Below are 18,986 nucleotides of genomic sequence, written 5' to 3'. Positions count from 1 at the left end.
CCCAGTGGACTCCCATGGCCGTCTATGACCTGAATTTTTATACGATCACCCCGACGAGCTTTATGTCGACCTCGACCGGATCGACATTCACCTATGCTGGCCCCAGCGTGGCCGCAGGCTCGGCGTTGATCAACGACACGGGCACAGGCGTCAATCAAACGGCGCTGACCGACGACAATGCCGGGGAAAGCGGCACAACTGGCACCGTGACCGTAGGGGCGAACACCTCCACCGGATCGAATATTGACGCCGAAGCCGTTTGGACCGTCAAGGACATGACCACGGGCGAAGTGTTTCAAATCGCCTCCCTCGATGTCGAAAATGGGGCGGCGGCAGGCACATATACCCTGTCTGAATCGCCGCTGATTCCGGGACATACCTATCAGGTCGTCGCCTATGACGCCCTGCCCGATGCCACGGATTCAACCCCGGATCAGGTGTTCAGCTATGCCGATTACACCGATGGGATCATCGAAGGCACCGCGGGCGACGACACGATCAACAGCACCACCACCCAAGACCCCCAAGGTGAAATGGTGGATCAGGGCATCGCGGTTGAAAGCACGTTCAGTTGGGAAACCCTCGGCTCAGACGGCAGTTCGATTGCGGGTGGCCTGTCGACCGACATCAACGGTGTGCAAGTTGATGTCAGCTATACCGACCTGGGACCGGGCCAGTCTGCCACCATATCAAATGAAACCCTTTACACCGAAAACAGCGATTTCGACCGGGACAGCTCGGTGCTTTTGCTGGGCGACAACAGTCCTGGCGGCGGCTCTGACACCTCCAGCCTGACCTTCGATTTCTCCTCTGCGACCGGGGCTATGGCCGACGAGGTGCAAAATGTCTCTTTCCGGATCAGTGATCTCGACGTTTACAGTTTCACGGATACGATCACCATCACGGCGGTTGATGCCGACGGCAATCCCGTTGCGGTCACGATCACCTCCGAAGGGGCCGTCTCCGTTTCGGGCGACACGGCCACCGGCACCGCAGATGCCACCGGGATCACCGCCGGAAACGCAAACGGCGCGATCTTGGTCGAAATCTCAGGGCCTGTCTCGTCGTTTACCATCACCTATGGCAATGCCGACACCGGATATCAGGGCGTCAATATTTCTGACGTCACTTTTGATGCGATCTATGCCGATTATGACGATGTGATCGACGCGGGCGCAGGCGATGACACGATTGACGCGGGTCTTGGCGACGACACGGTCTACGCTGGCACCGGCAATGATGTCCTTGATGGCAGTGACGGCCATGACGCGCTCTTTGGCGAAGACGGCAATGACATGCTGATCGGCGGCGCTGGCGACGACACGATGGACGGCGGCACAGGCGATGACACATTCATCGGCGGCGCAGGCAGCGACAGTATGAGTGGTGGCTCCGGTCAGGACACCGTTGATTACTCCGCCTCAAGCGCGGGGGTGAGCGTCAATCTGGCAACCGGCACCTACTCCGGCGGCGATGCGACGGGCGACACTGGCTCCGGCATTGATGGCATCATCGGGTCGGAGTTTGACGACACTTTGACCGGCTTCGACGGCCAAAGCACCGACGGTGCCAACAGCTATACCAACGTCTTTTATGGTGGTGCGGGCAATGATTACCTCGATGGCGCTGGCGGTGACGACGAACTTTATGGCGGCACGGGCAATGACACGATCATTGGCGGCGCAGGGGCCGATCTGATTGATGGCGGCGACGGCGACGATACGATCTACGCCGGTGGCGGCGACACGATCACCGGCGGCGAGGGCAATGACACGATCATCCTCGACCCGTCGCAGTTGGACGGCAATGCGATCAATATCGTCGGCTCTGAAACCGGTGACAGTGGTGCGGGCGATGTGTTGGACCTGTCTCAGTTGGGCTCCAATTTCGTGCACGGCTCAATTGTCTACGACGCGGTCGATCCCGAAAGTGGCTCCCTGACATTGGTCGATGGCACAGTCATCAATTTCTCCAACATCGAAACCGTGATTTGCTTTGGCAAAGGCACCCGCGTGGCCACACCCTATGGCCCGCGTCGGGTCGAAGACCTGAAGCTCGGTGATCTGGTATTGACGCTCGATCATGGCCCGCAACCGCTGCGCTGGATTGGCGCGCGCGAAGTCCCCGCCGTCGGCCGGTTTGCCCCGATCGAGATTGCCAAAGGCGCTTTGGGCAATTCCGACACCCTGATCGTCTCGCCCCAGCACCGGATGCTGCTGAAAGGCTGGCAGGCGGAGATGCATTTTGGTGCCTCCGAGGTCTTTGCTGCCGCCAAGCACCTGATCAATGACAGCACGATCCGGCGCCGTATCGGCGGGATTGTCACCTATTACCACCTGATGTTTGACGCCCATGAGGTGATCTTTGCCGAAGACGCCCCCTCCGAAAGTTTCCACGTCTCGGATTACTCGCTCACCGGCGTGGCAGATGCAGCGCGCGACGAGCTATTTGGCCTGTTCCCAGAGCTGCGCGCCCTGCCCTCAGGCCATGGCGACACCGCACGCAAATGCCTCAAAGCACATGAGGCGGGACTTTTGGTCGCCTAAAGCCACTGAATGGAAATCTGGTGCGTTCAAGCCAACAAATCTCGACCGCGTCTACACGTCATGAACAAATTTTGGGGATGGTCTGCACTTTCCATAGGAACGTGTTTGGTGCGGGTGGAGGGACTTGAACCCCCACGCCTTGCGGCGCTAGAACCTAAATCTAGTGCGTCTACCAATTTCGCCACACCCGCGTGGCGCTTCAATTAGCAAACTGCCCCCCCCGATGCCAGCCACAAAATACGGGTATCGCGGGGCAAATCATAAAAAATCCTATCCCGTAACCAAATATTACCATATTCTGGGTCATAGTACTGAGGCAGTAGCATAATAAGGCCCTGACATGACCGATAACGGCAGCGGGCACGAGAATGAGCGTAATGAGGGGAGGACTCCGCCTCAGCGACTTCGCGTGCAGGACATTTTATCCAATTACGCCAATGGCTTGCCCATGGGGACTGAGGTTATGACAGCTGATGGCATCCTGCCCGTTGAATACCTTGAACCGGGTGATCGGATCATCACCCGCGCCGGAATGCGTCGGTTGCGCGACATCGACACGCTGGCGCCGAAACGATTCAAATTGGTATTTGAGCGCGAAGAAGCGATTTACGCGGGTGGCATTTTGGTGATGAGCGAGAGCGGATTGCCCTTCGCCGCCTGATCTTCGGCCGAATTCCTGACAAAAGTGACGTATTTTTCGGCGCGCCTTAGAAAGAGACCTCTCTTTCAGGCGCGCTTTTTCGTGTCTTGCTGTTGTACCGCCCCGGATTTTGCGGATTTGGACCCGAAAGCCTGAAAGAATGTGCCGCATCCTTCATTGCAGCCCAAATACTCATAGCCCAAGCTGACGAAACACCTTCGGCAATTCCTCTGGCAAATCTTCCGCGATCAAACCGGGGCCAAAGCTGCGCGCGGCCTCGGTGTGAAGCCAGGCGCCGGTCTCGGCGGCTTGATGCGGGGAGTGCCCACGCGCCAAAAGCCCGGTGATGATCCCGGCCAACACATCGCCAGACCCGGCAGTGGCAAGCCATGGGGCGGCCCGCTCATACACGGCGGCGTTGACGGTAGCGTGGCCATCGGGAGAGGCGATCACGGTATCGGGGCCTTTGAACAAAACCACGCTCCCGGCGCGTTTGGCGGCCTCACGGGTGGCATCGAGTTTGGAATAGGCCGGACCTGTGGTGGCGGGCGCGTCGAGTTTGGCGGCAATGTCCGGGAACAGCCGTTTGAATTCCCCGGCGTGGGGCGTGAGGACGCATGTGTCATGTAGGGCGGCAAACAGGCCTTCGTCCTGCGAGAGCGCCGTGAGCGCATCGGCATCAAGCACCGTAGGACGCTTGGCGGCCAGCAGAACAGGTAGAAACGCCCCGGCCCGATCAACACCAAAGCCCGGACCGACGCAAAATGCGTTGATACGGCTGTCTTTGAGCGTTTCGGTCAGCGCCTCAGCCCCATCAATCTCCGCGAGCATAATGGCGGTCAAATGCGCCGCATTTTCAATCAGAGCCTCATGAGCTGTACCAAGGGTCACAAGCCCCGCCCCGACCCGCAGGGCCGCACGGGCGGCGAGACGCGCCGCACCGGTTTTGCCCGAGGGGCCAGAGAGGACGAGGGCATGACCATGGGTGTATTTGTGTTGGCTCGCCCGTTTTGTCAGAAAATCTGGTTGCGAACTATGATTGATCGAAAGAACGTACGAGGGCTCCATTGCATGTCTCAATCCAATCTCCGCGACGACCGTTTTGCCGCAGCACTGAGGGCCATCCGCCAAAACGTGACCCAATTTCTTTGAATGAAACGAGACCGTAAGATTTGCGACGTTCGCAAAATCTAATGGCTGATCGTCCCCCAGCCATTTTCCAGAGTCAGCACATAATCCACTTGGCACATCTACGGCAACAACGCGCGGCCCACTATGCCGCACCTCCCAATGGCTCTGGCAGGTGTTAAGCAACATTGAGAGATGTCGGCATGACAAAAAGGGTCGCGTAAGACCCGTGCCAAAAAGCGCATCGACCACAATGGTCGGCTGATCATCTGTCGGAAATGACCCATCAAACGCTTCATCCTCACAGGGCGACACGCCCCCCATTCCCCCCCACCGCTCATAATTCACCCGCGCATCCGGCGGGAGGTTTTCGGGGTCGCCATAGAGAAACACCTCCACGCCCCAGCCGCGCTGTTTCAGGAGGCGGGCGATGACAAATCCGTCGCCGCCATTGTTGCCGGGACCACAGAGCACGACAGCTTTATAAGAACTCAGGGCAAGCTCGGGCCATTCGTCCAGGATGGCGTCCACGACACCCTGCCCGGCGCGTTCCATCAGGGTCAGTCCGGTGACCGACCCGGAGGCAATCGCGGCCTGTTCAATGGCGCGCATTTGGGCCGATGTCAGAAGTTCGGTCATCGTTTTGGCCTCCGCTCAACTGGTGCGACCGCGCCTGAAGGCGCAGTGGGAATGGCGCGCATTTGGGCACTGGTCAAAAGTTCCGCCATAGTTTTCCTCAAAAGTTTTATTTTTGCACATTTTAAACTCTCATCGCACAAATTATAAGCAGAGCCATGCGAATCCTGTGGGGCTTTCTCGCTTAGTCCAGCCTAGTCGATTGTGGCGGCAGATGAGAAATGGTCTGACAGTCAGCGAACCAAGTTTAGGGAGTCGAAGGTCGATGAAAAAGATCGAAGCGATCATCAAGCCCTTCAAGCTCGACGAAGTGAAAGAGGCGCTACAAGACATTGGCGTTCAGGGTCTTTCGGTCGTCGAGGTGAAGGGGTTCGGGCGCCAAAAGGGCCACACAGAACTGTACCGCGGTGCAGAATACGTCGTGGACTTTTTGCCGAAAGTGAAAATCGAAGTTGTGCTGGCCGCCGATCAGGTCGACAGCGCGATTGAGGCGATTGTTGCGGCGGCAAAAACCGACAAGATCGGTGACGGCAAGATTTTCGTCTCTCCGGTCGAACAAGCCATTCGTATCCGCACCGGCGAGTCTGGCCAAGACGCGTTGTAAGGGGGGCATGGGGCGGAGTGAACTGCCCTCATGTCAATTCATGTTTTCTAACTCAGAGGGAAAAGGTCACAATGAGCATCCAAGACGTTCTCCAGACCATCAAAGACGAAGACGTTCAATACGTCGACGTGCGGTTCACCGATCCGCGCGGCAAGCTGCAGCACGTCACACTGCGCTACACCGAAATCGATGAAGGCTTTTTTGAAGACGGGTTTATGTTCGACGGGTCGTCGATCGCCGGTTGGAAATCCATCGACAAATCCGACATGAAACTGATCCCGGACCCGGACTCGGTTTATATCGACCCGTTCTACGCGGAAAAAACCATGTGCGTGCATTGCTCCGTGGTCGAACCCGACACTGGCGAAGCCTATGAGCGCGACCCGCGCGGCACCGCACAAAAAGCCGAAGCCTATCTGAAGTCCTCCGGCATCGGTGACGCCTTCTACTGTGGCCCGGAAGCTGAATTCTTCCTGTTCGACGATGTGCGATTCTCCGTGTCGATGAACAAAGTGTCCTACCAGATCGACGCGCTTGACGGTGCGTGGAACTCCGACACCGAATACGAAATGGGCAACACCGGCCATCGTCCGGGCATCAAGGGCGGCTATTTCCCGGTCAACCCGATTGATGACGCTCAGGACATTCGTGGCGAAATGCTGACCACCATGGCCAATATGGGCATGAAAGTGGATAAGCATCACCACGAGGTGGCCTCTTGTCAGCATGAGCTTGGTCTGATCTTCGGAACGCTGACCACACAGGCGGACGAGATCCAGAAATACAAATACGTCGTGCACAACGTCGCCCATGCCTATGGCAAATCCGCGACCTTCATGCCGAAACCGATGTCTGGCGACAACGGCACCGGGATGCACGTCAACATGTCGATCTGGAAAGACGGTAAACCGTTGTTCGCAGGCGACAAATATGCGGATCTGTCGCAAGAGGCGCTGTATTTCATCGGCGGCATCTTGAAACATGCCAAAGCGTTGAACGCGATCACCAACCCGTCCACCAACTCCTACAAACGCTTGATCCCGGGCTTCGAAGCTCCGGTTCTGCGGGCGTATTCCGCATCCAACCGCTCGGGCTGTGTGCGTATTCCGTGGTCGGAATCCCCCAAAGCCAAACGCGTCGAAGCTCGTTTCCCCGACCCGTCTGCCAACCCGTACCTGTGCTTTGCGGCCCTGTTGATGGCTGGCCTCGACGGCATCAAAAACAAAATCGATCCGGGCCCCTCGTCCGACAAAGACCTCTACGATCTGCCGCCAGAAGAATTGGCCGCGATCCCGACGGTCTGCGGCAGCTTGCGCGAAGCACTTGAAGAGCTGGAAGCCGACATGGACTTCTTGCTGGCTGGCGACGTGTTCACCAAAGACCAGCTTGAAGGCTACATGGCCCTCAAATGGGAAGAAGTGTACGCCTACGAGCACACACCGCACCCGATCGAGTACAAAATGTACTACTCCTGCTAATCGCAGTCGGTTGTATAAAGATTTGGAAAGGGCTCCTTCGGGGGCCCTTTTCTTTTGAGGTCTTTTAACGCCAAAACTTTGGGCACATCTTGCGTCCCGAACCACGCTCCACCATGATTGGCACATGATCCATCTCCGCCCGCATCACCTTTTGTGCCTGCTCACCTATGTGGGCAAAGGGTATTCCCCTGATTTTGTTCAAAACTATGACCGGATCGCTGGGCGGATGTCCGAAGGAGAGGAAATTGAAATCGTGGACGGGCCGGATGACATTTGCGCGCCGCTTTTGACTGAGGACGGCGCGCATTGTCATGGGGACAGCGTGGGCGCGCGCGATGCCTTGGCGGCGCGCGATGCGGGGGCTTGGCTGGGGCTTGAGATCACGGTCGGGGTAAGGCTGACCCTGAATGCCACCCGGCTTTCGCAACTGAGGGCGGGGTTTGCCAGTGGGCATGTCCGCATCGCCTGCCAAGGGTGCGACTGGGCCGATCTGTGCACGGATGTGGCGCAGGGCGGCTTTGCGGGCGTGCGGTTGACGGGGGCCCTCTGAGCAACGGCCCCCTGTCCGCCCTTTACTCTCCGGGCGAAATTCCCCTTGAAACCGATATTGCGCCTTGGCCTGATGAACATATCTTAAGGGGGAGTAATCATGGTTTTAGAAATCACCAGAGTGACGAAAGTCGTCAATCACAGCAACTCATCCATCGAAATCCGTCAGTTTGAACGCGGCGATGTGTTGACCCTGCCGAAAGGCGGCGTCGTGACCTGCGACATCCCGATCCCGTGGCACAGCTTCACCCACCCGGCGGATAAATTCATGCGGGTCTTTTTCTATGCCAGCCAGCGCTATCATCTGTTGTGGCAACGCGATCAGCATATTTTGACGGGCGACATCAACAATGGTCACCCGACATGGCCGAATGGCAGCGTTCTGGGCCCGCGTGATCTCTATATCTATGGCAGCACTGCGCAAACCTATGGCATTCGGCTTTATGATGCGGGCAAAAGTCCGCCACCACTGGCACTCAACCCGGTGCCGAAACGCGGCATGAGTAGATTTTCGACGGCTGAGGCCGAAGTGGATGCGCCCGAGCCGGCACAGCCCGCCCTGTTGGCAGAGGCCCCCGACTATATCCGCGTCCCGCCCCCCGGCCCCGCCCCGCAGCATGCCGACTAAAGCGTTTGACACAAAGCAAAAGGACAGCGCGACCGGAAAGCGATCATGGCGCTTGTGCCCCCGGCCCACGCATTCAATACGCTGTACCGTTTAATCCAGCACCGCCCGAGGCGCGCGCCAATATTCGGTCACGCTGACGTAATCCTTGCGCGGGCCGATCACGCGCCAACGCGCCCGCCAAATCGGCCACTTCGAAAAATCATAGCGCACCTCGTAGCGATCCGGGGTGCAATCATGGTAAGCCTCGGGATGGGTTTGGCACGGATCGAAACTGTGAAAATATCGGCCATCGTCAAAAAACACCGTGATCAAAGCGCCTTCTGCGCGCCAGAGATAACGGCGGGCCGCCTCAAACGGTGTGTCGACGCCGGGCATGTACAAAAGCCCGCGTTCCTCTTGCATAAGCCCTTCTGAATCCAAGGTAAAATCACATGTTCCCGCAAGCCGTGCCGCACCCTGTCCAGAGGCGGCACGGCGGTCGTCGATCTGGCGCGAGATCGTCCAAAGTCCTGTAAAATCGGCAAGCTGAAGCGTCATGTCTCCTCTATAGCGCGGGCGCACACAGGATCAAAGGAGATGAGAGAGGCCACACCGGATCACGGCAAGGGCGAATCCATGCTGACGTCTGGCAAGGCCGCACCAACCAGACCACGCGCATGTCGGTCCGCAACAATAATATCCAATTGTCGCGCCACATCGCGCACGGCCTGAATATGTTCGCTGGCCCATTGGCGGCGATGTTGATGCACCACGGACACGCCGCCAACCGCCTGTCCGTTCAGACGATAGGGCACGCCGATATAGGCCATGATCCCCATTTCGGTGACCGCATCACTGTCTTTGACCAGCGGATGAGAGAGCGTATCGTCGATGATCAATTCATGGTTCATCTCGATCACAAGATGGCCAATGGTCAGACGGGGCACGAGCAATGTGTCCAGCTTCCGGTCCACGGGGTGACTGGTGTTGGCCAAAACCTCAAGATTCGGCGCGACTTCGCCGGCACGGGCACGAAAAATCACCACCCCGGAGGGCAGAATCTCGTCATGCAGCTGCTGCGCAAACCTCATCAGCTTGGGGTCGGCAAAATCAAACACAGCGCTTGTCCACTTCCCATCCACACCATTCACACGTCACCCCAACAAGATACCACGTTCTTGCCCAAACCCCAAAGCGATTTGATCGTTTCCTTGTATATGATCCTCATGCATGGTCACACCTGCCGGATGCGCATAGACTTGCTCTTGGCCCCTCAGACGCGTATGAGGCGCGCGAGCGTTTGCGTACACGAAAGGACTGCCATGATCCCCCGTTACTCCCGCAAAGAGATGGTCGACATCTGGGAACCCGCCACCAAATTCAAAATCTGGTACGAGATCGAGGCCCACGCCTGTGATGCGCAGGCCAAGCTCGGCGTGATCCCGCAGGCAAACGCCGACGCCGTCTGGAAAGCCAAAGATGTCGAATTCGATGTCGCCCGCATTGACGAGATCGAAGCTGTCACAAAGCATGATGTCATCGCCTTTCTCACCCATCTGGCCGAACATGTCGGCTCTGATGAGGCCCGGTTCGTGCATCAGGGCATGACCTCCTCCGACGTTTTGGACACCTGCCTGAACGTCCAGCTTGTGCGCGCCGCCGACATCCTTTTGGCGGATATGGACAAATTGCTCGCCGCGCTGAAAACCCGTGCGCTTGAGCACAAGATGACCGTCCGTGTTGGTCGCTCCCACGGCATCCACGCAGAACCCACCACGATGGGTCTGACCTTTGCCCGTTTTTATGCTGAGATGGACCGCAACAAGGCCCGCCTTCAGTCCGCCCGTGAAGAGGTGGCCACCGGCGCCATCTCCGGTGCGGTCGGCACATTTGCCAATATCGACCCAGCCGTCGAAGAGCATGTCTGCGCGCAACTCGGCCTCAAACCCGAACCGATCTCCACCCAGGTCATTCCGCGTGACCGTCATGCCATGTTCTTTGCCACCTTGGGGGTCATCGCGTCTTCGATTGAAAACGTTGCCATCGAGATCCGCCACATGCAGCGCACCGAGGTCCTTGAGGGGGCCGAGTTTTTCTCCGCGGGGCAAAAAGGCTCCTCGGCCATGCCGCATAAGAAAAACCCGGTGTTGACCGAAAACCTCACCGGTCTTGCCCGTCTCGTCCGCATGACCGTAATCCCCGCGATGGAAAACGTGGCACTCTGGCATGAACGCGACATCTCGCATTCCTCCGTCGAACGCGGCATTGGCCCGGACGCCACCGTGACGCTCGATTTTGCCCTCAACCGTCTGGCCGGTGTGGTCGAAAAAATGTTGATCTTCCCGGACAACATGCTCGACAACATGAACAAATTCCCCGGCCTCGTGATGAGCCAGCGTGTGCTTCTGGCTCTGACTCAAGCCGGCGTGTCGCGTGAAAACGCCTATTCCATGGTGCAACGCAACGCGCTGAAAGTTTGGGAAGAGCGTCTGGATTTCCGTGACCTCCTCTTGGCTGACGAAGAGGTTGTGGCCGCCTTAGGCGTCGACGGCATCAACGAGAAATTCGACATGGATTATCACACCAAACATGTCGACACGATTTTCAAACGGGTGTTTGGCGCCTAAGCGACGCCCGACGCTCCAAAACCGGCTGATTCTGTGATATGCTCTCCCAAAGGCCACCGCTTTTGGGAGAGTTTTATGTTGAAACGCAGCTTCACCGCCCTCGCCTGCCTGATGTCCCTATCCAGTCCGGTTTGGGCTCAGGACCGCACCTGCCCGCACGAACAAAAACTGGCCTCCTGTGCCGAAGGGCTCGTCTGGGACAGTAAAATCGGTACCTGCGTCGAACAGGTGATGGGCTGATTTTGGCGTGACGCGGGCTTGAGTTTGGCCGCCGGTCAATCACAGATCAAAATTTAGATAAAATCCTGCGCAATCGGGCCGTTGACCCGTATCTGGTAGCGTTGCGTTAAGGTTGATCGCCCAATGTAGCCCCGTACTTCGGTGAATCACCAAACACCCAAATCAAGAGGCGCGCGTGGCAGGATTTCCTCAAATTTCGGATGACATGGGGTCTCTTCCTGACCTCGGGTCGATCGGCGATTTTGGCAACATGGGAGATATGGGCGGGTTTGACATGCCCTCGCCCATCTCGCGGATGCCCGCCAAACTGTCCAAACGCGCGAAAGCCGCGGTCATCGTCAAACTGCTCGCCGCTCAGGACATCAAATTGCCCTTGGCCCATTTTCCCGAGGAAATGCAAGTCGAATTGGCCCATCAACTGACCGATCTGCGCTATATCGACAAGGACACGCTGGCCGCTGTCGTCGAAGAATTCTTAGAGGAGCTTGAGGCCATTGGCCTGTCCTTCCCCGGCGGGCTTGAGGGCGCGCTCAATGTCTTGGATGGTACGATCTCGGCCACCACCGCCTCAAAACTGCGTAAAAATGCCGGGTTTTCTTTGACCGGTGATCCGTGGGAGCGCATTTCCGACATCGACATTTCCCGCCTGATGCCTGTGCTGCAAGAGGAAAGCGTCGAAGTCGGCGCGGTGCTTTTGTCCAAACTCAAAGTCTCAAAATCGGCACAGTTGATGTCGATGTTACCGGGTGAACGTGCGCGCCGCATCGCCTATGCCATTTCTCTGACCTCTTCGATCTCTCCGGCCGTGGTTCAACGCATCGGCATTTCCATCGCCTCGCAACTGGACGCCCAACCGCCGCAAGCCTTTGCCGACCACCCGCCCGAACGGGTCGGCGCGATCCTCAATTTCTCCAGTTCCGCCACCCGTGACGGGGTGCTTGAGGGCTTGGATGAGACCGATAAAGCCTTTGCCGAAGAAGTGCGGCGCAATATCTTTACCTTTGCCAATATCGCCACCCGTATTGATGGCCGAGATGTCGCCAAAGTGGTACGCGGGGTTGAACAAGACATGCTGATCAAAGCCCTCGCGGGGGCCACGGGCGAAGCGGCGGCCTCCACCGACTTTATCTTGTCCAACATGTCCAAACGCATGGCTGATGGCCTGCGCGAAGAAATCGACACCCTCGGCAAGGTCAAAGAATCGGATGCCGAGGAGGCCATGAACGCCGTTGTTGCCGTCATCCGTGACCTCGAATCCACTGGGGAGATTTTCCTTTTGACCGGCGACGAAGAGTAAGCTGCGCAGGTCGACCGTCCCTGATGCAAATGCCCATTGCATTTGGACCATATGGACAAATCCGATCCTCAGACCTAGCGTCACGCCATGATATGGTTCTCAACTCTCACCGCGCAGTCACGCGGCATTCTTTTCATGCTCACCTCGGTGACATTTTTCTCACTGATGGATGCCGTGGCCAAACGGTTGAGCGGGGAGATCGACCTGTCGCAAATCCTGTGGGCCAGATACGGCGGGCAATTGTTGATTTTGGTGGTGCTTTTTGCGCCAAGGCTCAGAACCTTGCTCAAAACCCAACATCCAAACCTCCAAATTCTGCGCGGGCTCCTGCAACTCACGGCCGCCGCATGTTTTTTCGCAGCGCTGAAAACCCAAGGGCTGGCCGAAGCCACCGCCGTGGCCGATCTGGCCCCTGTCTTGATCACACTGGGGGCCGCGGTTCTTTTGGGCGAAACCGTTGGCGCGCGCCGCATTATGGGGATCATCGCGGCCCTGATCGGCGCGTTGATCATCATCCGACCTGGGGCCGCGGTGTTTTCTTTCGCCTCGCTTTGGCCCTTGGGGTCGGCGGTCTGTTTGGCGGGCTATGCCCTGTCGACACGCTACATCGGCCTCAAGGAAAACCCGTTCACCGCCCTGCTCTATTCCGGTCTGATCTGCACCGCGATCATGAGCCTGATTGTCCCGTTTCGCTGGATTGCTCCGAGCAGCGAGGCACTGATATTGATGGCTGTGATGGGCGCGCTCGGCGCGGTTGGGCAATGGATGATGATCCGGGCCTATGCGGCGGCGGAGGCCTCCGCCATCGCGCCGTTTTCCTATGCCGGATTGCTTGCGGCCTCGGGCTGGGGCATGGTTTTCTTTCACCAACTGCCCGATTTTTGGACTGTGGTCGGCGCTCTTGTGATCGTGGCGGCCGGGCTTTATGTCTGGCACCGCGAGAAACAGAGCCGCGTCTCTCCGACTGTAAACCTGCCCCCAAAGTGAGCCTGCCATGAAAATCAAACGCGCCGATGTCGAGGGGTCCTTGGGACAGTACCTTGAAAATCTGCTGATCCGTGGGGTTTTGGGTGCCGCACTCGCACTGCCCTATCAAACGCGCGTGCGGATGATGGGCTGGGTGATGGCGCATGTGGTGGCACCCTTGGCCGGATATAATCGGCGGGTGCGCGAAAATCTGGCGCATGTGATGCCCGAACTGCCAGAATCTGAGGTCAAACGGCTGACGCGTGCCGTGGCGGACAATGCCGGTCGCACATTGATCGAGATTTATTCCGGCGTGGATTTCATCGACCGGATGAAGGATGTCACCTTTGAGGGCCCCGGCGTTGAAATCATTGAACAGGCCCGCATTGCGCGGCGGCCGGTGATCCTTTTGACCGGGCATTTTGGCAATTACGACGTCCCCCGCGCTGCGTTGATTGCCAAAGGCTATGACATTGGATCGCTCTATAACCCGATGAAAAACAAGTTTTATAACGCCCATTACGTCAAGGCGATTGGCACCATCGGTCAGCCGCTGTTCCCGCGCGGACGCAAAGGCTATGCCAAATTGCTGGCCCATTTGAAATCCGGCGGGATGATTGGGTTCTTGGTGGATGTCTATGTCCATGCCGGGCCGATTTTGACGTTTTTCGGCAAACCCGCCCGCACCGCTTTGTCCGCGGCCGAACTGGCGTTGAAATATGATGCGCTTTTGGTGCCCATCTATGGCATTCGGCAGCCGGATGGGCTGACATTCCGGGTGCAAGTCGAGGCCCCCGTTCCGCATGGCGATCCGGAGATGATGACGCAGGCGCTCAACGACAGTTTGGAGGCGGTGACCCGTCAGCATATGGAACAGTGGTTTTGGATCCATCGACGGTGGAAACCGGAGCGTCTGGAAGACCAATTGGCCGAAATGGCGCATGCGCAAGACGAAACGCCCGAGGCATAGGGCCGCTTTGGCGCCCTCAACAGCTCACATCAAAATATCGGCAATCACCCCAACCGTGATCGCACCAATCGGCTCGCCGGTCGCCGGATCGGTGATTGTGGCCGAAATCTGCGATTGTGACACGCCTGTCGAGGCATCGAACTCAATATCGCCAACATGGATGGCATCCATACCGACCAAAAATGTCTGTTGGAATTTCGCCTCATCGCCCTGCCAGTAATCCGACGTCGGCAAAGAGGCCGCCACGTTCAGGCCTTTGGCATCCATGATGAAAATCTCGGCAATAATGCCCCCGTTGTCAGCAATGCTATGGACGAAAAAATCCGCGACATTGTTGTGGATCACCTGATCGACCATAGGTTGATCCTCTGTGCCCACTTGGGCCCGCCACGTCTTATCAAGTTGAAGGATGTCGGCCTCACTCAGACCGGCGGTGGTTTCGTTTTGATCACGAATGGCCCCCAGAAGTGTGGGTTCAGACAGCCAGGGCAGGATCGTTTGTTCAAAATAGGCTTGGAGCGCCAGTTTTGCCTCGGGCGAATTCAACCCGACAGAGGCGGCGGAGACCGGCGCGGCACTGAACAGCGTCATCCCCAGACAGGCGCAAGCGGTGGCCAACGCGTGAGGGCCAGTTTTCGTCCGTGCAGCAGCGAGAATCAGGGCAAGAAAGCGGAACAGCGGCATGTGACCTCCAAAGTGGGATGCGCGACAAGGGGTGTCTCTTTTCAACCGCAAGCCTAATCGCAAATCCTTTAGAGCCTGTTAAAGTACTCACATGTCTGAAAAGGGGACGCGCGTCAGTCAGCGCGGGCGACCGAGAGGATCGGACCGGGACCTGCGGCTTGCAGGATCACAGCGGTGCGATCTTTGCCAGGAACATCGAGGGTCACGGAGAATGGCGCCGTGCCATCCCAATCGGCCACAGAGGTCCATTGGGTGACGACATTGGTGTAATCCACCACACGCCCGGCATTTTCGCCGCGTTCAATGTCGACACGCGCATATGGGAGGTAACGCACGAGGTACATCCGCATCAACGGCGGCAAGGGCCCGGTGGGGAGAGCCGTCACGGTCAGGGCTGAGCCTGCACGGAGTACAGAAAGGGTGACAGGGGCGGCGGGGCTGGCGTGATGATGAGCGACGAGATCGGCCAAGCGCATGGGTTTGGCACCGACGAGGTGATCCAGCCCCTGCACAATCATTTGCGGCGTATAGATGGTACGTTTCCCGGCGGCATGGGCATAGGCTTTTTGCCGGTCGGTGAATTGTGGTTGGGCAAAGGCATCGCGCCACCCGATATAATCCCAATAATCGACATGCAGCGAGAGCGGCAGAACATCGTCGCGGGTGGCAAGTTCAGCCATCATGGCATCGGCGGGAGGACAGGAGGAACAGCCTTGGGAGGTGAAAAGTTCGACGACGACCAGAGCGGACCTGCTCTGTGTGGCACTGCCTTGAATGTCCTGGGCGACAAGAGCGCCCGGAAGTGTTCCGGTGATCACACCGGAAAGGACCGCGAAGGTGAGGCCTGCCATAAATTGTCGCATGATGTCTCCGTCTTTGTCCCTTGCATAACGATGTGAGAACGCAGGTGCCAATCAAGGTTTTGCGAGAAACCGTTACAGTGGCGTAAAGACCGCAGGGGCAAAACACGCCATGCGCGCCCCGATATATCCGACTTCTTTCATAAGAAAAGCGCCAATTCGCCCGGATTGAGCGACGCGAGGCGGGCACGTGGGTTTTTTTGTATACCATTGCACACAAAAATGCATCTCCCCTCTTGAATGGACTCGGCCAATAGGCCAAAAGCAGGGCAGCATAACCCTGTTGACACTCTAAGGGAGGCCAACCCCATGACTGTAGTTGTCGGTCAAGATACCGCAAAAACCCGCCGCGAACTCACTGTGAACGGCAAGAAAATCGCCTATTATTCGATCCCCGCTGCGCAGGACGCAGGATTTGGCGATTTCTCCAACCTGCCCGCCTCACTCAAAGTGGTGCTGGAAAACATTCTTCGGTTTGAAGATGGCGGGTTCTCCGTCTCCACCGACGACATCAAAGCCTTTGCTGAATGGGGCGCCAATGGCGGCAAAAACCCGCGCGAGATCGCCTATCGCCCGGCCCGCGTGTTGATGCAGGATTTCACCGGCGTGCCCGCCGTGGTTGACCTTGCCGCCATGCGTGACGGCATCAAATCCCTGGGTGGCGATGCCAAAAAGATCAACCCGCTGGTGCCTGTCGACCTTGTGATCGACCACTCGGTGATGATCGACGAATTCGGCAACCCGCGGGCGTTCCAGATGAACGTGGACCGCGAATATGAGCGCAACATGGAACGTTACCAGTTCCTCAAATGGGGTCAGACCGCGTTTGAAAACTTCCGCGTTGTGCCGCCCGGAACCGGCATTTGTCACCAGGTAAACGTCGAATACCTCGCACAGACCGTTTGGACGGACACCGACCAAACCGGCGTCGAAGTGGCCTACCCCGATACGCTCGTCGGCACCGACTCCCACACCACCATGGTCAACGGCATGGCCGTTTTGGGCTGGGGCGTGGGCGGGATCGAGGCCGAAGCCGCGATGCTCGGTCAGCCGATTTCCATGCTGATCCCGGAAGTTGTCGGTTTCAAACTGACCGGCGAAATGGTCGAAGGCACCACCGGCACCGACCTCGTGCTCAAAGTCGTCGAAATGCTCCGCGCTCATGGCGTGGTTGGCAAATTCGTTGAATTCTACGGCGAAGGCCTGGACAAACTGCCAATCGCACAGCGCTCCACCATCGCCAACATGGCACCGGAATATGGCGCAACCTGCGGCTTCTTCCCGATCGACAATGAAACCCTGCGCTACCTCAAACAAACCGGCCGCGACGAAGATCGCATCGCTTTGGTTGAAGCCTATGCCAAAGAGAACGGGTTCTGGCGCGGTGCGGATTATGCCCCGATCTACTCCTCGACGCTTGAGTTGGATATGGGCGAAATCGTTCCAGCTATTTCCGGCCCGAAACGTCCGCAAGACTACGTGGCCCTCACTGAGGCGGCTCCTGCCTTTTTGGATGTTGTGACCGAATATCGCGGGATCGACACCAGTGCTGCGGCTGAAAAAATGGCCTCCGAAGGTCCTGCCCCCTCTAACGGGAAATCCAAAGATCCGCGCAAATCGCAAGCTGTCGACGGCCAAGACTACGCCCTGCGCGATGGCTCCGTTGTGATCGCCTCGATCACCTCTTGCACCAACACCTCCAACCCTTATGTGATGATCGGCGCGGGCCTTGTGGCACGCAAAGCGCGCGCATTGGGTCTGACCCGCAAACCTTGGGTCAAAACCTCGCTGGCCCCTGGCTCTCAGGTTGTGACCGAATATCTGGATGCGGCAGGTCTGTCCGAGGATCTGGACGCCATCGGCTTTAACCTCGTCGGCTACGGCTGTACCACCTGTATCGGCAACTCCGGTCCGCTTCAGCCAGAGATCTCCAAAGCCATCTCAGATGGTGATTTGCTGGCCACCGCTGTGTTGTCGGGCAACCGCAACTTTGAGGGCCGGATCTCCCCTGATGTGCGCGCCAACTACCTCGCCTCCCCGCCCCTGGTGGTGGCCTATGCCATCGCCGGTGACATGAACATTGACCTCACGTCCGAACCGCTTGGTCAGGACAGTAATGGCAACGACGTCTACCTCAAAGATATCTGGCCGACGAATGAGGAAATCTCGGAGCTGGTTGAGAAAACCGTGACCCGCGAAGCCTTCCTCAGGAAATACGCCGATGTGTTCAAAGGCGACGAGAAATGGCAGGCTGTGGATGTCTCCGGCTCTGAGACCTACGATTGGCCGCCGACCTCGACCTACATCCAGAACCCGCCTTACTTCCAAGGCATGGCGGCGGAAAAAGGCACGATCCACAACGTCAAAGACGCCAAAGTCCTTGCCATCCTGGGCGATATGGTCACCACCGACCACATCTCTCCGGCAGGCTCCTTTGCGCAGACAACGCCCGCAGGGAAATACCTCATTGATCGCCAAGTTCCGGTCCGTGAATTCAACTCCTACGGCTCGCGTCGCGGCAACCACGAGATCATGATGCGCGGCACTTTCGCCAACATCCGCATCAAGAACGAGATGCTCGATGGGGTCGAAGGCGGCTACACCAAGGGTCCGGATGGGCAACAGGCGGCCATTTATGACGCCTCCATGGCCTATCAAGAGGCCGGCACTCCACTGGTGATCTTTGCTGGCGAACAGTACGGCGCGGGCTCCTCGCGTGACTGGGCGGCCAAAGGGACGGCACTTTTGGGTGTCAAAGCCGTTATCGCCGAAAGCTTTGAACGGATTCACCGTTCCAACCTGGTTGGCATGGGCGTGGTGCCGTTCGAATTCACTGGCGATGACAACCGCAAATCTCTGGGTCTGACCGGCGACGAAACCGTCTCCATCACTGGCCTCGACACGGTCACCCCGCTGGCAACCCTGCCCTGCGAGATCACCTATGCGGACGGCACTGTGAAGGTCATCCAAGTCAAATGCCGCATCGATACCGCCCCTGAGATCGAATACATCGAAAACGGTGGTGTGCTGCATTACGTGCTGCGTAACCTCGCCAAATCGTAAGGTTTTACGCAGGTTGAGATAGAAAAGCCCCGCTTAGGCGGGGCTTTTTGTTTGAGTATTTGAGACTGCGGTGAAGGGAGTTAGACTGAAC

17 protein-coding genes and 1 tRNA gene are annotated in these 18,986 nt (G+C 57.8%); 12 read left to right on the top strand and 6 right to left on the bottom strand.

Features of this window, described 5'->3' with window-relative positions; genetic code table 11:
* Positions 1–14 precede the first annotated feature (14 nt).
* Entirely contained in the window at positions 15–2,546 is a 2,532-nt protein-coding gene (locus C8029_RS02090; protein WP_009571422.1) for a Hint domain-containing protein, read from the top strand.
* 106 nt (positions 2,547–2,652) lie between these two features.
* Here the strand turns inward: C8029_RS02090 and C8029_RS02085 are convergent.
* Positions 2,653–2,737, bottom strand: a tRNA-Leu gene (locus C8029_RS02085).
* A 272-nt stretch (positions 2,738–3,009) separates the two neighbouring features.
* Here C8029_RS02085 and C8029_RS02080 point away from each other — a divergent pair.
* Entirely contained in the window at positions 3,010–3,207 is a 198-nt protein-coding gene (locus C8029_RS02080) for a hypothetical protein (protein ID WP_009571423.1), read from the top strand.
* A 171-nt stretch (positions 3,208–3,378) separates the two neighbouring features.
* Here C8029_RS02080 and C8029_RS02075 read toward each other — a convergent pair whose 3' ends face one another.
* Positions 3,379–4,953: a bifunctional ADP-dependent NAD(P)H-hydrate dehydratase/NAD(P)H-hydrate epimerase gene (locus tag C8029_RS02075; protein ID WP_009571424.1), complete on the bottom strand. Its 1,575-nt coding sequence runs from the start codon at positions 4,951–4,953 to the stop codon at positions 3,379–3,381.
* Between the two features lie 262 nt (positions 4,954–5,215).
* Between C8029_RS02075 and C8029_RS02070 the strand changes: the two genes are divergently transcribed.
* From C8029_RS02070 to C8029_RS02055, 4 genes are all read left to right on the top strand, one after another.
* Positions 5,216–5,554 (top strand): P-II family nitrogen regulator, encoded by a 339-nt coding sequence (locus C8029_RS02070; RefSeq protein ID WP_074640546.1) that lies wholly within the window; start codon positions 5,216–5,218, stop codon positions 5,552–5,554.
* Between the two features lie 71 nt (positions 5,555–5,625).
* Positions 5,626–7,032 (top strand): type I glutamate--ammonia ligase, encoded by a 1,407-nt coding sequence (gene glnA, locus C8029_RS02065; RefSeq protein WP_009571426.1) that lies wholly within the window; start codon positions 5,626–5,628, stop codon positions 7,030–7,032.
* Between the two features lie 124 nt (positions 7,033–7,156).
* Complete coding sequence (locus C8029_RS02060; RefSeq protein ID WP_009571427.1) at positions 7,157–7,582, top strand: DUF1284 domain-containing protein; 426 nt, start codon at positions 7,157–7,159, stop codon at positions 7,580–7,582.
* A 99-nt stretch (positions 7,583–7,681) separates the two neighbouring features.
* Positions 7,682–8,209 carry a hypothetical protein gene (locus C8029_RS02055; protein ID WP_009571428.1) on the top strand — a complete coding sequence of 176 codons (528 nt, stop codon included), beginning with the start codon at positions 7,682–7,684 and terminating at the stop codon, positions 8,207–8,209.
* A 90-nt stretch (positions 8,210–8,299) separates the two neighbouring features.
* On the opposite strand, the gene C8029_RS02050 is transcribed toward C8029_RS02055, so the two are convergent.
* Both C8029_RS02050 and C8029_RS02045 read right to left on the bottom strand, forming a co-directional pair.
* Positions 8,300–8,746 carry a DUF6314 family protein gene (locus C8029_RS02050; RefSeq protein WP_152002125.1) on the bottom strand — a complete coding sequence of 149 codons (447 nt, stop codon included), beginning with the start codon at positions 8,744–8,746 and terminating at the stop codon, positions 8,300–8,302.
* A 59-nt stretch (positions 8,747–8,805) separates the two neighbouring features.
* Positions 8,806–9,306 carry a GAF domain-containing protein gene (locus tag C8029_RS02045; protein WP_009571430.1) on the bottom strand — a complete coding sequence of 167 codons (501 nt, stop codon included), beginning with the start codon at positions 9,304–9,306 and terminating at the stop codon, positions 8,806–8,808.
* A 204-nt stretch (positions 9,307–9,510) separates the two neighbouring features.
* Between C8029_RS02045 and purB the strand changes: the two genes are divergently transcribed.
* From purB to C8029_RS02025, 5 genes are all read left to right on the top strand, one after another.
* Positions 9,511–10,815: an adenylosuccinate lyase gene (purB, locus tag C8029_RS02040; RefSeq protein WP_107718816.1), complete on the top strand. Its 1,305-nt coding sequence runs from the start codon at positions 9,511–9,513 to the stop codon at positions 10,813–10,815.
* 75 nt (positions 10,816–10,890) lie between these two features.
* Complete coding sequence (locus tag C8029_RS21940; RefSeq protein WP_193217569.1) at positions 10,891–11,055, top strand: hypothetical protein; 165 nt, start codon at positions 10,891–10,893, stop codon at positions 11,053–11,055.
* 175 nt (positions 11,056–11,230) lie between these two features.
* Positions 11,231–12,352: a flagellar motor switch protein FliG gene (locus C8029_RS02035; RefSeq protein WP_339635996.1), complete on the top strand. Its 1,122-nt coding sequence runs from the start codon at positions 11,231–11,233 to the stop codon at positions 12,350–12,352.
* 87 nt (positions 12,353–12,439) lie between these two features.
* Positions 12,440–13,339, top strand: coding sequence for a DMT family transporter (locus tag C8029_RS02030; RefSeq protein WP_152002124.1), 900 nt, complete (start codon positions 12,440–12,442; stop codon positions 13,337–13,339).
* 7 nt (positions 13,340–13,346) lie between these two features.
* Positions 13,347–14,288 carry a lysophospholipid acyltransferase family protein gene (locus C8029_RS02025; protein WP_152002123.1) on the top strand — a complete coding sequence of 314 codons (942 nt, stop codon included), beginning with the start codon at positions 13,347–13,349 and terminating at the stop codon, positions 14,286–14,288.
* Between the two features lie 24 nt (positions 14,289–14,312).
* On the opposite strand, the gene C8029_RS02020 is transcribed toward C8029_RS02025, so the two are convergent.
* Together C8029_RS02020 and C8029_RS02015 are read right to left on the bottom strand one after the other, a co-directional pair.
* Positions 14,313–14,972 carry a hypothetical protein gene (locus C8029_RS02020; protein WP_152002122.1) on the bottom strand — a complete coding sequence of 220 codons (660 nt, stop codon included), beginning with the start codon at positions 14,970–14,972 and terminating at the stop codon, positions 14,313–14,315.
* Positions 14,973–15,085: 113 nt separating this feature from the next.
* On the bottom strand, positions 15,086–15,835 hold the full coding sequence (locus C8029_RS02015; protein ID WP_009571436.1) for a DUF1223 domain-containing protein: 750 nt from the start codon (positions 15,833–15,835) through the stop codon (positions 15,086–15,088).
* Positions 15,836–16,141: 306 nt separating this feature from the next.
* Between C8029_RS02015 and acnA the strand changes: the two genes are divergently transcribed.
* Complete coding sequence (acnA, locus tag C8029_RS02010) at positions 16,142–18,895, top strand: aconitate hydratase AcnA (RefSeq protein WP_152002121.1); 2,754 nt, start codon at positions 16,142–16,144, stop codon at positions 18,893–18,895.
* Positions 18,896–18,986 lie beyond the last annotated feature (91 nt).

Source organism: Roseobacter sp. TSBP12, assembly GCF_009129705.1.
GTDB lineage: Bacteria > Pseudomonadota > Alphaproteobacteria > Rhodobacterales > Rhodobacteraceae > Celeribacter > Celeribacter baekdonensis_A.
This window is presented reverse-complemented; position numbering and strand designations above follow the sequence as displayed.